Below are 13,835 nucleotides of genomic sequence, written 5' to 3' on the forward strand. Positions count from 1 at the left end.
CTCACCACGGGAGCGGACCGTGCGCGGAGAAGAACGCCACGCCCGGATAGGCGTGCCCCGGCGAGCCGGGGGTCGCCGCGCCCGTCAGGGAGCCCAGGCCGCTGCTGAGGTTCACCACGACGGGCGTGGGAGAGCGCCGCGGCGGCGGGAGGAACGCGTGGGTGACGCGGACCGTGCCGAAGACGTTGGTGTCGAACACGTCCCGCATCACCGCGCCGGTGACGTCGGCGGCGCCGATGACGCCCCCGTCGGGCGTCCGGCCTTCCACGCCTGCGTTGTCGACCAGGACGTCGAGGCCGTCGCCGTCCGACTCGACGCGCCGGGCCGCCGCCGCGACGGACTCCTCGTCGGTGACGTCGAGGACGAGGAGCCGGGCGCCGAGCGCGTCGGCGGCCGCACGTCCCCGTTCGGGATCGCGCGCCCCGAGGTAGACGGTGTGCCCCTCGGCGAAGAGGCGGCGCGTGGTCTCGTATCCGAGGCCCTTGTTGGCCCCGGTGATCAGTGTCGTCGTCATGCCACGGAAACCACCCAGCGTGAGTCGGCGCAGGCAGCGGCGCTTCCTGCCCGGAACCCGCAGCCGGCTTCCTGGGCCACATGGGGACAAAAGGGGGTTCGAGGGGCGGGGGTGGGTGAGGATGTCGAGAAGTTTTCATGTTCGAGGAGGCGCCATGCCCGTCCGCAGGGCCGTCGGTCGGATCGCGCTGGTCGGCGCGGTGGTCCTCGTCGGGGTCGCGGGGCCGCAGACCGCGCACGCCGACGCCGCGCCGCCGCCCGTCATCACCGACGCGCAGGGGCGGGCGCTGATCCTGCACGGGCTCAACACGGCGAGCAGCGCGAAAGGGGCCGGCGGGCTGCCCTGGATCGGGCGGGACGACGTCGTCCGCGAGGCCCGCGAGCTGGGCACGAACTCGGTGCGCTACCTGATCCAGTGGAAGAACGTCGAGCCGGAGCCCGGCCTGTACGACGAGGCCTACCTCGACGCGGTGGCCGAGCGGGTGGGCTGGTACCGGGAGCAGGGCATGCATGTCATCTTGGACATGCACCAGGACATCTACGGCCCCGCCGCGTGCGACGGCGCGGGCAACGGCGCGCCCGCCTGGGCCACGGTGACCGACGGTCTGGGGTGCACGCCGCAGGACCCGTGGGTGCTGACCTACCTTCAGCCCGCCGTGGTCCGCGCCTACGACCACCTTTGGAACAACCGCGGGACACATCCGGAGCTCGCGCGGCACTACGCGGCGATGTGGCGGCACGTCGCGGAGCGCTTCGCCGACGACCCCGCCGTCCTCGGCTACGACCTGATGAACGAGCCGTTCGGCGGCACCCGGCATTTCGGATTCTTCGAAGGGCCCGTCCTCACCCCCTTCTACCAGCGGATCGTCGAGGCGATCCGCGAGGTCGACCCGGACGGCTGGATCTTCGTGGAACCCGAGTCGGTCAACGCCAACCAGGGCGCCCCGTCCTCGCTCGGCGCCGTCACCGACCCGCGACCGGGGCCGCCCCGCATCGTCCTCGCACCGCACTTCTACCCGGGCGGCGTCGACCTGGGCGGTTCCTACGAAGGCGCCGCGAAACTGCTCGTCCGGGCGCAGTTCGCCCTGTGGAAGCGGAACATGCCGGCCGCGGCGCGCCGGCTGAACACCCCGATGTGGCTCGGCGAGGTCGGCGGCATGGGCCCGGACGCCCCCGGCGCGGCCGACTTCACCCGCGACTGGCTCGCCATGGCCGACGACCTCGGCATCGGCTGGGCCTACTGGTCGAACGACCCGGGATCGGCCGGCGTCGTCGACGGCGAAGGGAAGCCGACGCTCTTCGCAGGACTCCTCGCCCGCCCCTACGCCCGGGCCATCGCCGGCACGCCCACCGGCATGTCCTCCTCGGACGGCGCCCTCACCGTCTCCTGGCGGACCAAGGCGGGCGTCACCGGCCCGACGGAGATCTGGTTCCCCTCCGCGCCCGACGTCGCCTCCACCGACCCCGCCGGGACCTGGCGGACGTCCTGGGACGCGGACCGCCGCGTCCTGTCCGTCTGGGCCGACCCGGGCAGCGCCGCGCACACCGTCACCGTCACCGCGCGCCGCTGAAGCCGCCTGACCTGCCCCGGCGGGCTATGCTCGGGCGGTGAGCGGCTACGACGACGACCCCTTCGAAGGCCTTGACGCGGCGGGACTGCCGGCGCGGCAGCAGCGGATCCTTGTCGTGATCCAGGACTGGGTGGCCCGGCACGGCTACGCGCCGAGCACCCGCCAGATCGGCGACGCGGTGGGGCTGCGCTCGGCCTCGTCGGTGTCCAGGCATCTGGCGAGCCTGGAGGACAAGGGCTTCCTGCGGCGCGGCACGGCCGTCGCCAGGCCGATCGACGTGCGCGCGTTCCTGCCGTACCCCCGCTCCGCGGAGCCCGACGACGCGGTGCCCGTGCCCGTCGTCGGCGACATCGCCGCGGGCGTCCCCATCACCGCGGACGAGCACGTCGACGACCTCCTGCGCCTGCCGCGCGGCCTCACCGGCCGCGGCACGGTCTTCGCCCTGCGCGTGCGCGGCGACTCGATGATCGACGCCGCCATCTGCGACGGCGACATGGTCGTGGTCCGCCAGCAGCACGAGGCCCACTCGGGCCAGATCGTCGCCGCCATGATCGACGGCGAGGCCACCGTCAAGGTCTACCGCCGCCGCGACGGGCATGTCCTCCTCGAACCCCGCAACCCCGCCTACGAGCCCCTCGACGGCGACCGCGCCACCATCCTCGGCGCCGTCGTCTCCGTCCTGCGCAGCCTCTGACGCTCCCTCGGAGGCACTGTCAGGCGGACGGGCTACGGTGCTGTCCATGTCCCAGCGCCACTTCGACCGGGCCCTGTCCCGCCTGCGCGATCCGGATCCGGCGATCCGCCGGTCCGGCTTCGACTTCATCCTCGAACACGCCGACTCCTACGCCGCCCCCCTGGCCGAGGCGTTCGCCACCGAGCACCGTCCCGACCTGCGCCTCCTCCTCATCGAACTCCTCGCCGAGTCCCGCTCCCCGACCACGCTCCCCCTCCTCGCCGCCCACCTCACCGACCCCGATCCGAAGATCCGCCTCTGGTCCGCCCGAGGCCTGGACGCCCTCGACACCCCCGCCGCCCGCCAGGCCCTGGCCACCACTCCCACCGACCTCCCCTGACCTCCTCAGGGCGTGAGCGCCGTCCCCGGCGTGCCGCCCGGACGGGCGGCGATGCCAGGGACGGGTCGCAGGGTTACAGGCCTGCGGTGTTGAGGAGGAGGTTCGGGGTGCCGCTCGGGGCGCCGGTGATGACGGCGAGGGCGTGGGTCTTGAGCCAGGTGTCGATGACCGCGGTGGGGGCGTCGCCGTAGGTCTGCTTGTAGAGGGCGGCCATCCCGGCGACCATGGGGGCGGCGTAGGAGGTGCCGTCGGCCTGGATCGGGGTGCCGGTCGCGTCGACGGTGTCGACGGCCTTGCCCGGCGCGTAGAGGTCGACGCAGACGCCTCCGGCGCTGCTCCAGTGGATCGCCGAGTTCGCGGTGGCGGGCTGGTCGTCGACGTGGCGGTCGAGGCCGTCGCTCGCCGCGACCACGGTCGCCCTCGCCGCGTCGGACGGCGTCATGTTGCAGGCGTTCCACTTGAGGACGTCTTCCACTCCGCCGCCCTGCGTGAGCTGGTTTCCGGCGGAGACGGTGACCAGGACGCCGGCGTCGGCGAGCTGGTTGGCCACGGTGGACAGGTCGCTGCACCTGCTGTCCCAGGGCAGGCAGCCGGTCCGCAGCCAGTTGAGCGAGACGTTGACGACGGCGGGGCGCCCGGGGTTCGCGGCGTGCCGGTCGCGGATCCACTTGAGTCCGCGCAAGGCGGCGTCGAGGGAGGGGACCTCGGAGCCGCAGGGGACGGCCACGACGGACAGCAGGTTCGCGCCCTTGGCCACCCCGTGGGCCGTGCCGCCCGCGACCGCGGCGACCTCGGTGCCGTGCGGGTCGAGTTCGGCGAGGTCGCCTCCGCACGGCACCCGGTCGCCGTCCAGGACGGCCTGGCCCGCGATCCCGTCGTAGACCACGGCGGCACGGCCGCCGAACTCGCCGAGGCCGGTGTTGATCTCGGAGTCGACGATGTAGACGTCCACGCCGCTTCCGGTGGCGGTGTAGGTGTACTGGTACGGCTGCTGGGCGGGTCCCGCCTGGTCGATCCTGTCCAGCGCCCAGCCGGACTGGGTCTGCGTTTGGGGGCTCGCCGCCGCGGGCTGGACGCCCGTCAGCGTCAGCGCCGCCGCGGTCAGCGAGGTCACGAGCAGAGATCTCTTCACGTGCCGCCTCTCTCTCAAGGGGGGTGGGCGGCGCCCACTCTGGCAGACGGCTGGGGCCGCGGGCCCGCGGGGTGGGGCCGCGGCGTCAGAGGGGGAAGTAGACCGGGGTGGTGGGCTTGCTGAGGCCGTGGAGGACGAGCCAGAGGTAGCGGGCGGCGTTGCGGAGGTACTCGGCGGAGGACACCGCGGCGCGCGTGATGGCGGGGACGGCGGGTTTCGCGGCGGGGCCGAGGTAGGTGAGGGCGTTGAGTGCCTGGAGGCGGACGCGGGGGTCGGGGTGGGTGTCGAGGGCGGAGGAGAGGAACGCGACGGCGGGCCCGGGGCGGCGCGGTGCGCGGGCGAGGAGGCGAGGTCGTTCACCTCGTCGGGGTCGGCGCGCAGGTCGTAGAGCTCCTCGGCCGGCTTGGGATGCCAGAACCGTTCCTGGGCGGGTGTGAGGGTGCCGTCGAGGTGGGCCTGCTCCCAGTCCAGGTAGCCCTTCTGCTGCCAGGCGTAGGCCTGATGCTGGCCCCAGGGGCGGTGCGGGCTGTAGTTGCGGAGGTAGCGGTACCGATCGTCGCGAACGGTGCGGACCAGGTCGTAGCGCTCGTCCATCCGGTTGCGCACCCCGAACGCGTAGCGCGGCCGGTCGGCGCGGGTGGGCGAGGTGCCCGCCATGTGGGCGGGGACGGTCGCGCCCGCGAGGGTCAGCACCGTGGGGGCCAGGTCCAGCGAGGTGACGGGCACGGTGATCACCGACCCGGGCGGCGCGGGCGCCAGGTGCGCCCACTTCTCCGGGAACCGGACGATCAGGGCGGTGCCACACCCCGGCAGGATCGAAGGCGGCGTTGTAGTCGGTCTTGTTGTTGTTCGTACAGAAGTAGCCGGTCTCGCTCAGGTATTCGGGGAATCCGAGCACAAAAGCCGGGACGTGCCCTTCGGCCCGCATGTTCTCCGCGGGCCCGCAACTCTCCGGCGGCATCCCGGTGAGGATCGCGAACCGCGCCGGCGCGCACACCGGCGCGCTGGAGAACGCGTTCTCGTACCGGACGCCCTCGCGCGCGAGCCTGTCGAGCGTGGGCGTCCGCGCCAGGCCGTCCCCGTAGGCCCCGAGGAAGGGGTTGTCGTCCTCGCTGACCAGCCAGAGGATGTTCGGCCGCTCCGGAGCGCGCGCAGCTCCCGCCGTCGCCGCCCCGGCCCCGACGAGCCCGGCCAGCAGCACACCCTGCGCGACACGAATTCCATGTCTATCCCATCTATTAAGTGGGCATGGCCGACCAGATCATGCCATAAGAACCTCATGTCCACCATGAAGCCGCAAGTGCACCCCGACCTCGATCGCATGGGCCGCGTCGAGTTCGACTCGGGCCGGCGGTGGCGATGAGGTACGAGGCTGAAAGTCGGCCCAAGGGCGTTCCATCCAGAATCGAGCCGCACCCAGGCCTTACGAGGCGGGACTTCGCATTCGCTGGACTTCGCCCGTTCTTTGCCCGCGCGGGTAGTTGCCCAGAAGCGCGCTTCTCTACCTTTGGGGGATGAGGACGCGTAAGCGGAACTACCTGATCATGATGGTCCTGTGCCTCACGCTGCTCGTCATCGCCTGCGTCGTCGCCCTCTTCTCGGCGGAAATCGCCGTCATCGTGGCGCTCGTCGCGTGCGTCTTCCCGCCGCTCGCGGCGATCATGGGGAACGACGCCGAGGCCGACGACGACAGGCCCGAATGGGACGACGACCTGACCCGCTGGGCCCAGAACGAGATCGACCAAGGAGAAGGCGCTCCGCTGACGCCCCCGTCCGGCACGTCGGCCTCGTCGGCCGCGCGACGGACCTGATCCGCGCCGACCCGACCTCGCGCCGACCTCCGCGCCCCGGCCTCAGTCGGCGCGGCGGGCGGCGGCGCCGTCGAGGATCGTGGTGAGGGCCGCGGCGAAGGCCGCGTCGCCGGTGAGGTCGATCGCGATGTCGTCGTGCTGGACGAGGGCGGCGATGAGCGGGGTGGCGTCGGGGTCGAGGTGGCCCAGTTGGCGCAGGCCCGGTGGTGGGAAGGCGGTGGCGGTGCGGCGGCGTTCCGCGGCGACGAGGCCCTCGGTGTAGAGCGACAGGGCCGAGTAGAGGTGCCAGGCGTCCAGGGGCGCGAAGCCGGCGGCGACGAGGTAGCGGATGACGGCTTCGAGGCCGCGGAAGGCGGTGTCGAAGCCCTCCTGGTCGTAGCGGGGCTGCTTGACCGCGGTGAGGTCGGCGAGCAGGGCGTCCTCGGCGAGGATCGCGCGGTGGCGGGTGAAGTACTCGGCGAGGTAGGCGCGCCACTCCGACGGGGGGCGGCCCTCGGGCGGGGGCAGCATGCCGTCCAGGCGGGCGATCGCCTTGGCGGCCATGCGCCGGAGCAGCTCGTCCTTGTTGGTGACGTGCCAGTAGATGCTGGTGACGCCGACGTCGAGGCGCGCGGCAAGTTCGGCCATGCTCAGGTTCGCCAGGCCGCTCTCCCGGGCGAGCGCGAAGGCGGCGTCGAGGATCTGCTCGGCGTCGATCGAACCGCGGGGTCGTCGGGAACGCGCGTTGGAGGCCACCTCCCCATTCTCCTCCGTCCTGGCGAGATCGCCGACGACGGCGATACTGAAGGCATTCAGTATGGGCTACGGTACTGATTCAGCAGTGTCGGGGTCCACTTACGGCACCCGAGGAGATCCCCCTGGTCCGGCTGCCGCCGGGCCGTGAAAGAGAAGGAGCACGCCCATGGCCGGTCGTGTCGAAGGCAAGGTCGCGTTCATCACCGGAGCCGCGCGCGGGCAGGGCCGCAGCCACGCGGTCCGCCTCGCCGAAGAGGGCGCCGACATCATCGCCATGGACCTGATGGAGCCCCTCCCGTTCGTCGCCTACCGGGGCGCGACGCAGGAGGACATGGACGAGACGGTCAAGCTCGTCGAGGCGACGGGCCGCCGCATCATCGCGCGCAAGGGCGACGTGCGGGACCTCGCCGGCATGAAGGCGATCGTCGACGAGGGCGTCGCCGCCTTCGGCAGGCTCGACGTCGTCTGCGCCAACGCCGGCGTCATGGTGCTGCGCGAGTGGCAGGACATCACCCCCGAGATCTGGGACGACACCATCGCCACCAACCTCACCGGCGTGTGGAACACCGTCATGGCGACCGCCCAGCACCTCGTCGCGGGCGGCGGCGGCTCGATGATCCTCACCAGCTCCGCCGCGGGCCTCAAGGGCCAGCCGTTCCTCAACCCGTACGTGGCGGCCAAGCACGGCGTCGTCGGCGTCATGCGCGCCTTCGCCACGGAACTCGCCGAGCACAACGTCCGGGTGAACTCCCTGCACCCGACCGGCGTGAACACCACCATGGTCGACGGCCTCCAGGACATGTACCCGGGCTTCCTCCAGCGCCACCCGGGCGTGGCCTCGACCCTCGGCAACCTCCTGCCCGTCCAGGCGTCCGAGGCCATCGACCAGTCCCACGCCGTCGTCTATCTCGCGAGCGACGAATCCCGCTACGTCACCGCGACGACGTTCCGCGTCGACGCCGGCACCGTCGCGGTCTGAGCGGGAGGCCACGATGTCCGCATCGCACGAGGAGCGCCTGCTGATCGGCGGGACGCTCCGCCCGGCCGCGGACGGGGGCACGTTCGACGTGCTGAACCCGGCCGACGGCACGGTCCTCGGCCGGGTGGCCGAGGCGACCCCGGTCGACGTGCGCGCCGCGATCGCCGCGGCCCGCACCGCGTTCGACGAGACCGACTGGGCCATGGACCACGGGTTCCGCAAACGCGCTCTCCTCCAGTTGCACGACGCGCTGGTCGCGGAGAAGGAGGCGCTGCGCGAGGAGCTCATCGCGGAGGTGGGCGCCCCGCGCGCCCTCACCTACGGCGCGCAGCTGGAGCACCCGCTGGAGAAGCTCAAGTGGCAGGCCGAGTACATCGACCGCTTCGAGTGGGCGCGCCGCCTCGACGACGGCGTCAACCACTTCACCGGCGAGCCCAGCGAGTCCTGGGTGGTCAAGGAGGCGATCGGGGTCGTCGCCGCCATCACGGCGTGGAACTTCCCGTTCGAGCTCATGCTCACCAAGCTCGCCGGGGCCCTGGCGGCGGGCAACACGGTCGTGGCGAAGCCCGCGGCGGAGACGCCGTGGAACACGACCCGGATCGGCCGGATCATCGCCGAGCGGACGGACATCCCGGCCGGCGTCGTCAACGTCGTGACGACCCGGGACCGGGACACCGCGGGGCTGCTGCTCACCGACCCGCGCGTCGACATGGTGTCGTTCACCGGCTCCACCGCCACCGGCCGGCACGTCCTGGAGCAGACCGCGCCGACGTTCAAGCGCACGATCCTCGAGCTCGGCGGCAAGAGCGCGTCGATCATCCTGGACGACGCCGACCTCGCCCTGGCGATCCCGCAGGCCATCGGCGCGATCGCCCACTCGGGCCAGGGCTGCGCCCTGCCGACGCGGCTGCTCGTGCAGCGCGGCGTCTACGCCGAGGTCGTCGCGGGCCTCACGCAGGTGTTCCAGAACGCGCCCTGGGGCGATCCGCGCGAGCCGGGGACGCTGGCCGGCCCGGTCATCTCGGCCCGCCAGCGCGACCGCATCGCGGAGTACATCAGGATCGGCGTGGCCGAGGGCGCGCGGCTCGCGGTGGGGGGCGGGGTCCCCGACCGTCCGGGCTTCTGGGTCGAGCCGACGCTGTTCGTCGACGTCGACAACGACTCCACCATCGCGCAGGAGGAGATCTTCGGCCCGGTCCTCACCGTCACGCCGTTCGACACCGACGAGGAGGCGATCCGGCTTGCGAACGCCAGCCGGTACGGACTGTCCGGCTATGTCTCGTCGGCCTCTCCCGAGCGCGCGCTGCGCGTCGCGCGCGGGGTCCGTTCGGGGAACTTCGTGGTCAACGGAGGCTCGATCTCGGGTCCTGACGCGCCGTTCGGCGGCTTCAAGGCCAGCGGCATCGGCCGTCAGGGCGGCCGGGAGGGCTTCGAGATCCACACCGAGACGAAGGCGATCGGCTCGGCGCTCCCGCTCCGGATCTCCTGAGGACGGGGCAGGGACGCCCGACCGGAGTCCCGAACACACGCGAAGGGCGCCGCACCCCCGGGGTGCGGCGCCCTTCGCGTCGCGGGCGGTGGTGTCAGTGCACGGAGGCCGGGGTCTTCTGCGCGGTCGCGGCCGCGTCGGCGCCGCGGGTGGGCAGCGCGGCCGCGATGACGGCGGAGAGCACCGCGACGCCCGCGCCGATGGCGAGCGCCACCCGGAACCCGCCGAGGGACGGGACGGCGTGCCCGCCGAGGTCGAGGGTCATACCGGCGAGGACCGCGCCCATGACGGCGGCGGCGATCGAGGACCCGACCGAGCGGGTCAGCGAGTTGAAGGCATTGGCGGCGCCCGTCTCGTGGTGCGGGACGGCGGCCATGATGAGGGCGGGCATCGCCCCGTAGGCGAGGCCGACCCCGCAGGCGGTGAGGATGGTGCTGATCAGCAGCGTCGGCGCGGAGTCGAGCAGGAGCTGGGCGGACAGGTACCCGCAGGCCACGACGACCGCGCCTACGGCGAGGGTCACCTTGGCGCCGTGGGCGCGGGTGATCTTCGCGCCGACGGGGCTCATCGCCATCATCATGATGCCCGAGGGCGCCATCCACAGGCCCATCGCGATCATGGACTGGCCCAGCCCGTAGCCGGTCGCGGTGGGCAGCTGGAGGAGCTGGGGGAAGACGAGGGACTGCGCGTACATGGCGAAGCCGACCAGGAAGGAGGCGATGTTCGTCCACAGCACCACGGGCCGGGCGGTGGTGCGCAGGTCGATCATCGGGTTGGCCGTGCGGAGCTCCCACCACCCCCAGGCCAGGGCGATGACGACGGCGGCGGCCAGCAGCCCGATGACGGCCGCGGAGCTCCAGCCCCAGGCGTTGCCCTTGGAGACCGCCAGCAGCAGGCAGACCAGCACGACGGACAGGACGAGCGCGCCGACGAGGTCGAACCTGCCGCGCTCTTCGGCGTCGACGCCCACGGGCGGCACCCAGACGGCGACGGCGACGGTGATCAGGACGCTCAGGGCCGCGGCCATCCACGACAGCAGCCGCCAGGACCCGTGCTCGGCGACGGCCGCCGCCAGCGGCAGGCCGAGCGCGCCGCCCACGCCCATGGACGCGCTCATCAGGGCGATGGAGGAGTGCAGGCGCGCGGGCGGGATCACGTCCTTGAGCAGCGAGATGCCCAGCGGGACGATGCCGATCCCGAGGCCCTGAAGGCCGCGGCCGGCGATCATCACGCCGACGTTCGGGGCGACGGCGCACAGGACCGAGCCGATGATCATCGGGACGGTCAGGATGAGCACGATGCGCTTCTTGCCGTACATGTCGCCGAGCTTGCCCGCGACCGGTGTCGCGACGGCGCCGGTCAGCAGGGTCACCGTGATGATCCACGACGCGTTCGAGGCGGTCGTGTGGAGCAGGGAGGGGAACTCGGCGATCAGCGGGACGACGAGCGTCTGCATGATCGCCGAGACGATGCCGGCGTAGGCGAGCGCGGCGATCACGCGCGTCTCCGTGCCGGTGCGCCGCGAGGCGCCGGAAGAGGGGTTCATATATGCATGATACATGACATATGTATGATGCATATCCCGGGTAGGGTGGCCCCGTGAGCAGGCAGAGCAGAGATATCGATCGCGAAATCACCCTTCTGGGACGGCACGCCCTCCTCGGCCCTCCCGGCTCGAAGGGCCGCGGCAACCGCCTGGACCGGTCGGCCTACCTGATCCTCATGCGCCTGGAGGACCAGGGGCCCATGTCCGTCACCGAACTCCAGGACGCCTTCGGGCTCGACCAGTCCACCCTGTCCCGGCAGACCGCCGCGATGCTGCGCGCGGGCGCCGTCGAGCGCATCGCCGACCCCGCCGGCGGCCTCGCCCGCAAGTTCCGCATGACCCCCGAAGGCGTGCAGCGCCTCCAAGCCGACCGCGGCGAGAAGCTGACCGCCCTCGCCAAGATCCTCGACGGCTGGGACGACGAGCGTGTCGCGCTGCTCTCCGCGCTGCTCCGCCAGTTCAACGAGGGCGTCGAGCGCCTCGACGGACACCCCTGGCCGCGCGACTGACGCCCGGCGGCCCGGTCCTCACCGGGGCTCGGCGGCCGGGGCCTGGGTCGTCCTCCTTGGTCGGGTGAGGGGGCTGCGGCGGTCGAGGGCGCGCAGCGCGGCGGCGGCGGCGAGGCCGGCGAGGGCGAGGAGCGACCAGGGGAGCCAGGGCGCGCGCAGGTGCGCCGCGGTGTCGAGGAGGGCGCCGGTCAGCAGGTTCGCGGCGAGGATGCCGAGGCCGGACAGCAGGTTGTAGACGCCGTAGTAGGTGCCGACGAGGCCGGGCTCGGACGCGGCGGCGATGGCGGCCATCTCGAATGGGAAGACCAGGGCGGTGCCGACGCCGAGCAGCGCGGCGCACAGGAGGAGCGCGGGCGCCCCCGCCGCCGGGAACCAGGTGGCGATCCCCGGCGGGATGAAGGCCGCGCCCATGAGGAGGAGGCCGCGGGCCATGGCCTGACCGGGCGTGTACCTGGCCTTGCTCCAGGCGGTGAGGCGCAGTTGACCGGCCAGGGCGACCAGCGCGGTCACGGCGAACAGGGCGACGGTCCAGGCGGGCCGGCCGGTGAGGCGGGCGGCTTCCAGCGGCAGCGCGAGATAGATCTGGAACGACAGCGCGTAGGAGGCCGTCATGACGGCGGCGAACGCGAGGAAGGCCCGGTCGCCGAACGCGGCGCGCCAGTCGGTGAGCACCGGCCGGTCCTCGCGCGGCGGCGGATCCTGGACCGGCAGGCGCCGCCACTGCAGCAGCGTCAGCGCGGCGAAGACGCCGGCGGCGGTCAGGCTGACGGCGCGGAAGTCGAGCCGGAGCAGGGCGAGCCCGGCGAGCGGGCCGAGGAGGATCCCGGCCTGGTAGAACACGTTGAACATGGCGAACGCCTCCACCCGCCGGTCGGCCTCGGTGTGCGCGAGGTAGGCGCGGGCCGCCGGATTGAACAGGGCCCCGGCCAGCCCGGTCAGCGCCGAGGCGGCGACGAGGGCGGGCACGGACGTCGCGAACGCGAAGAGGCCGAATCCGGCGACGCGCAGCCCGCAGCCGAGCATGATGAGCGGTTTGCAGCCGAGCCGGTCGGCGAGGGTGCCGCCGATGAGGAACAGGCCCTGCTGGCTGAGGTTCCGGACGCCCAGGACGAGCCCGACGGCCCAGAGCGCCAGCCCGGCGCCGCGGGCGAGATGGTCGGCGAGGTAGGGCATGAGCAGGTAGAAGCCGAGGTTGATGCCGAACTGGTTGACGAACAGGACCTTGGCCGCGGGACCGAAGGTCCGCCAGGTGGTGGGCGCGCTCACGTCAGGCCTCCGATCGCGGGTTGCGGACGGTCCGGCAGTACGTCCACCGGGCGACCTCGCGTTCGGCGGGGTGCGCGATCTCGTCGGGCGCGGGGGCCGGAAGTCGGTCCAGGAGGTCGTGTGCGGCGCAGTAGGCGTCGTCGTAGACGGTGTTCCAGTAGCGCCACGGCCCGTCGGGGAAGACGGCGACGACCTGTGATCCGGCGGGCAGCACGCGGCTGGTCCAGGACGCGACGAGCGCGACCGCGCCGACGCTCCAGCCGCCCGTGATGAGCTGCGCGGACGCGAGCGCGCGGCATGCCCAGACCGCCTCGTGCGCGGCGACCCAGTGGACTTCGGAGAACAGGTCGTAGGCGACGTTGCGCGGGTGGATGTGCGAGCCGAGCCCGCGCATCAGCCGGTGCCCGGCGGGCTGGCCGAAGATCGCCGAGCCGACCGCGTCGACCGCGACGAGCCGCACGTCGGGCCAGCGCTCGCGGAGCCTGCGGCCGATCCCCGCGCTGTGCCCGCCGGTGCCGACGGCGCAGACGAGGGCGTCGACGCGCGGGAACCGCTCGATCAGCTCGTCGGCCAGCGCCGTGTACGCGCCGACGTTGTCCGGATTGTCGTACTGGTTGGGGCTGTAGGCGCCGGGTTGGTCTGCGAGCAGCCGACCGACCCGCTGCTTGCGGGCCTCCTGCCACCCGCCGACGGGATGCGCCTCCTCGACGATCTCCAGCCGGGCCCCGTACGCGGTGAGGAGGTGGCGGACGAGCGGCTCCATGCCGGGGTCGCCCACGAGCGTCACCGGATGCCGGTGGACCCGTCCGGCGAGGGCGAGGCCGAGGCCGAGGGTGCCGCTCGTCGACTCGACGATGGGCGCGCCCTCGGCGAGATCGCCGCGTTCGCGGGCACGGGCGACCATGTGCAGCGCGGGTCGGTCCTTGATCCCGCCGGGGTTGCGGCCTTCGAGTTTGGCCCAGAACCCGCGGTCGCCGCCGAGCAGGTCGGGCGTCCACAGGACGGGGGTGCGGCCGACGAGGCCGGCCAGCGCGGCGCAGTCGGCGGGACGCCGCAGGGCGTCGGTGGAGAGCCTGGAGAAGAGGTCGAGCTTGCGTGTTTCGTGACGCATGGTGAGAGATCCCCGAGAAAGGGCACGGCACGGGCATACCGCGGGCATGCCGGGCCGGCGTGCGGAAAGAGAGCGCCGCGCGGCCGTCGAGGGCCGCCGC

General features: G+C 72.8%; 13 protein-coding genes and 1 pseudogene. 7 read left to right on the plus strand and 7 right to left on the minus strand.

Annotation, left to right across the window (positions count from 1 at the left end; all coding sequences use genetic code 11):
* Window position 1: 1 nt before the first annotated feature.
* The gene (locus ACYVOM_RS13025; RefSeq protein WP_460303577.1) at window positions 2-514 is read right to left on the minus strand and encodes an SDR family NAD(P)-dependent oxidoreductase; all 513 of its coding nucleotides are present in this window, start codon (window positions 512-514) and stop codon (window positions 2-4) included.
* Window positions 515-668: 154 nt separating this feature from the next.
* On the opposite strand from ACYVOM_RS13025, the gene ACYVOM_RS13030 reads away from it, so the two are divergent.
* Genes ACYVOM_RS13030 through ACYVOM_RS13040 form a run of 3 tightly spaced genes read left to right on the plus strand, consistent with a single transcriptional unit; the run spans window position 669 to window position 3,157 of the window.
* Window positions 669-2,084: a cellulase family glycosylhydrolase gene (locus ACYVOM_RS13030; RefSeq protein WP_460303578.1), complete on the plus strand. Its 1,416-nt coding sequence runs from the start codon at window positions 669-671 to the stop codon at window positions 2,082-2,084.
* Between the two features lie 37 nt (window positions 2,085-2,121).
* Entirely contained in the window at window positions 2,122-2,778 is a 657-nt protein-coding gene (gene lexA, locus ACYVOM_RS13035; protein ID WP_460303579.1) for a transcriptional repressor LexA, read from the plus strand.
* 46 nt (window positions 2,779-2,824) lie between these two features.
* A complete protein-coding gene (locus ACYVOM_RS13040; RefSeq protein ID WP_460303580.1) occupies window positions 2,825-3,157 on the plus strand; it encodes a HEAT repeat domain-containing protein in 333 nt (110 codons plus the stop codon).
* A gap of 73 nt (window positions 3,158-3,230) precedes the next feature.
* On the opposite strand, the gene ACYVOM_RS13045 is transcribed toward ACYVOM_RS13040, so the two are convergent.
* Window positions 3,231-4,289, minus strand: a complete 1,059-nt coding sequence (locus ACYVOM_RS13045) for a S8 family serine peptidase (protein ID WP_460303581.1) — start codon at window positions 4,287-4,289, stop codon at window positions 3,231-3,233.
* 913 nt (window positions 4,290-5,202) lie between these two features.
* Window positions 5,203-5,490, minus strand: a pseudogene (locus ACYVOM_RS13050) (sulfatase-like hydrolase/transferase); the annotation flags it as partial.
* A gap of 313 nt (window positions 5,491-5,803) precedes the next feature.
* On the opposite strand from ACYVOM_RS13050, the gene ACYVOM_RS13055 reads away from it, so the two are divergent.
* Window positions 5,804-6,100, plus strand: a complete 297-nt coding sequence (locus ACYVOM_RS13055; RefSeq protein WP_460303582.1) for a DUF3099 domain-containing protein — start codon at window positions 5,804-5,806, stop codon at window positions 6,098-6,100.
* Window positions 6,101-6,142: 42 nt separating this feature from the next.
* On the opposite strand, the gene ACYVOM_RS13060 is transcribed toward ACYVOM_RS13055, so the two are convergent.
* Window positions 6,143-6,835 (minus strand): TetR family transcriptional regulator, encoded by a 693-nt coding sequence (locus ACYVOM_RS13060; RefSeq protein WP_460303583.1) that lies wholly within the window; start codon window positions 6,833-6,835, stop codon window positions 6,143-6,145.
* Window positions 6,836-7,001: 166 nt separating this feature from the next.
* On the opposite strand from ACYVOM_RS13060, the gene ACYVOM_RS13065 reads away from it, so the two are divergent.
* Window positions 7,002-7,814, plus strand: coding sequence for a mycofactocin-coupled SDR family oxidoreductase (locus ACYVOM_RS13065; RefSeq protein ID WP_460303584.1), 813 nt, complete (start codon window positions 7,002-7,004; stop codon window positions 7,812-7,814).
* A gap of 13 nt (window positions 7,815-7,827) precedes the next feature.
* Window positions 7,828-9,303: an aldehyde dehydrogenase family protein gene (locus ACYVOM_RS13070; protein WP_460303585.1), complete on the plus strand. Its 1,476-nt coding sequence runs from the start codon at window positions 7,828-7,830 to the stop codon at window positions 9,301-9,303.
* A 94-nt stretch (window positions 9,304-9,397) separates the two neighbouring features.
* Here ACYVOM_RS13070 and ACYVOM_RS13075 read toward each other — a convergent pair whose 3' ends face one another.
* On the minus strand, window positions 9,398-10,849 hold the full coding sequence (locus ACYVOM_RS13075) for an MFS transporter (protein WP_460303586.1): 1,452 nt from the start codon (window positions 10,847-10,849) through the stop codon (window positions 9,398-9,400).
* A 53-nt stretch (window positions 10,850-10,902) separates the two neighbouring features.
* Here ACYVOM_RS13075 and ACYVOM_RS13080 point away from each other — a divergent pair, with 53 nt between their 5' ends.
* The gene (locus ACYVOM_RS13080) at window positions 10,903-11,358 is read left to right on the plus strand and encodes a MarR family winged helix-turn-helix transcriptional regulator (protein ID WP_460303587.1); all 456 of its coding nucleotides are present in this window, start codon (window positions 10,903-10,905) and stop codon (window positions 11,356-11,358) included.
* A gap of 18 nt (window positions 11,359-11,376) precedes the next feature.
* On the opposite strand, the gene ACYVOM_RS13085 is transcribed toward ACYVOM_RS13080, so the two are convergent.
* Window positions 11,377-12,624 (minus strand): MFS transporter, encoded by a 1,248-nt coding sequence (locus tag ACYVOM_RS13085; RefSeq protein ID WP_460303588.1) that lies wholly within the window; start codon window positions 12,622-12,624, stop codon window positions 11,377-11,379.
* Window position 12,625: 1 nt separating this feature from the next.
* Window positions 12,626-13,735: a PLP-dependent cysteine synthase family protein gene (locus tag ACYVOM_RS13090; RefSeq protein ID WP_460303589.1), complete on the minus strand. Its 1,110-nt coding sequence runs from the start codon at window positions 13,733-13,735 to the stop codon at window positions 12,626-12,628.
* Window positions 13,736-13,835 lie beyond the last annotated feature (100 nt).

Source organism: Actinocorallia aurea (genome assembly GCF_054783995.1).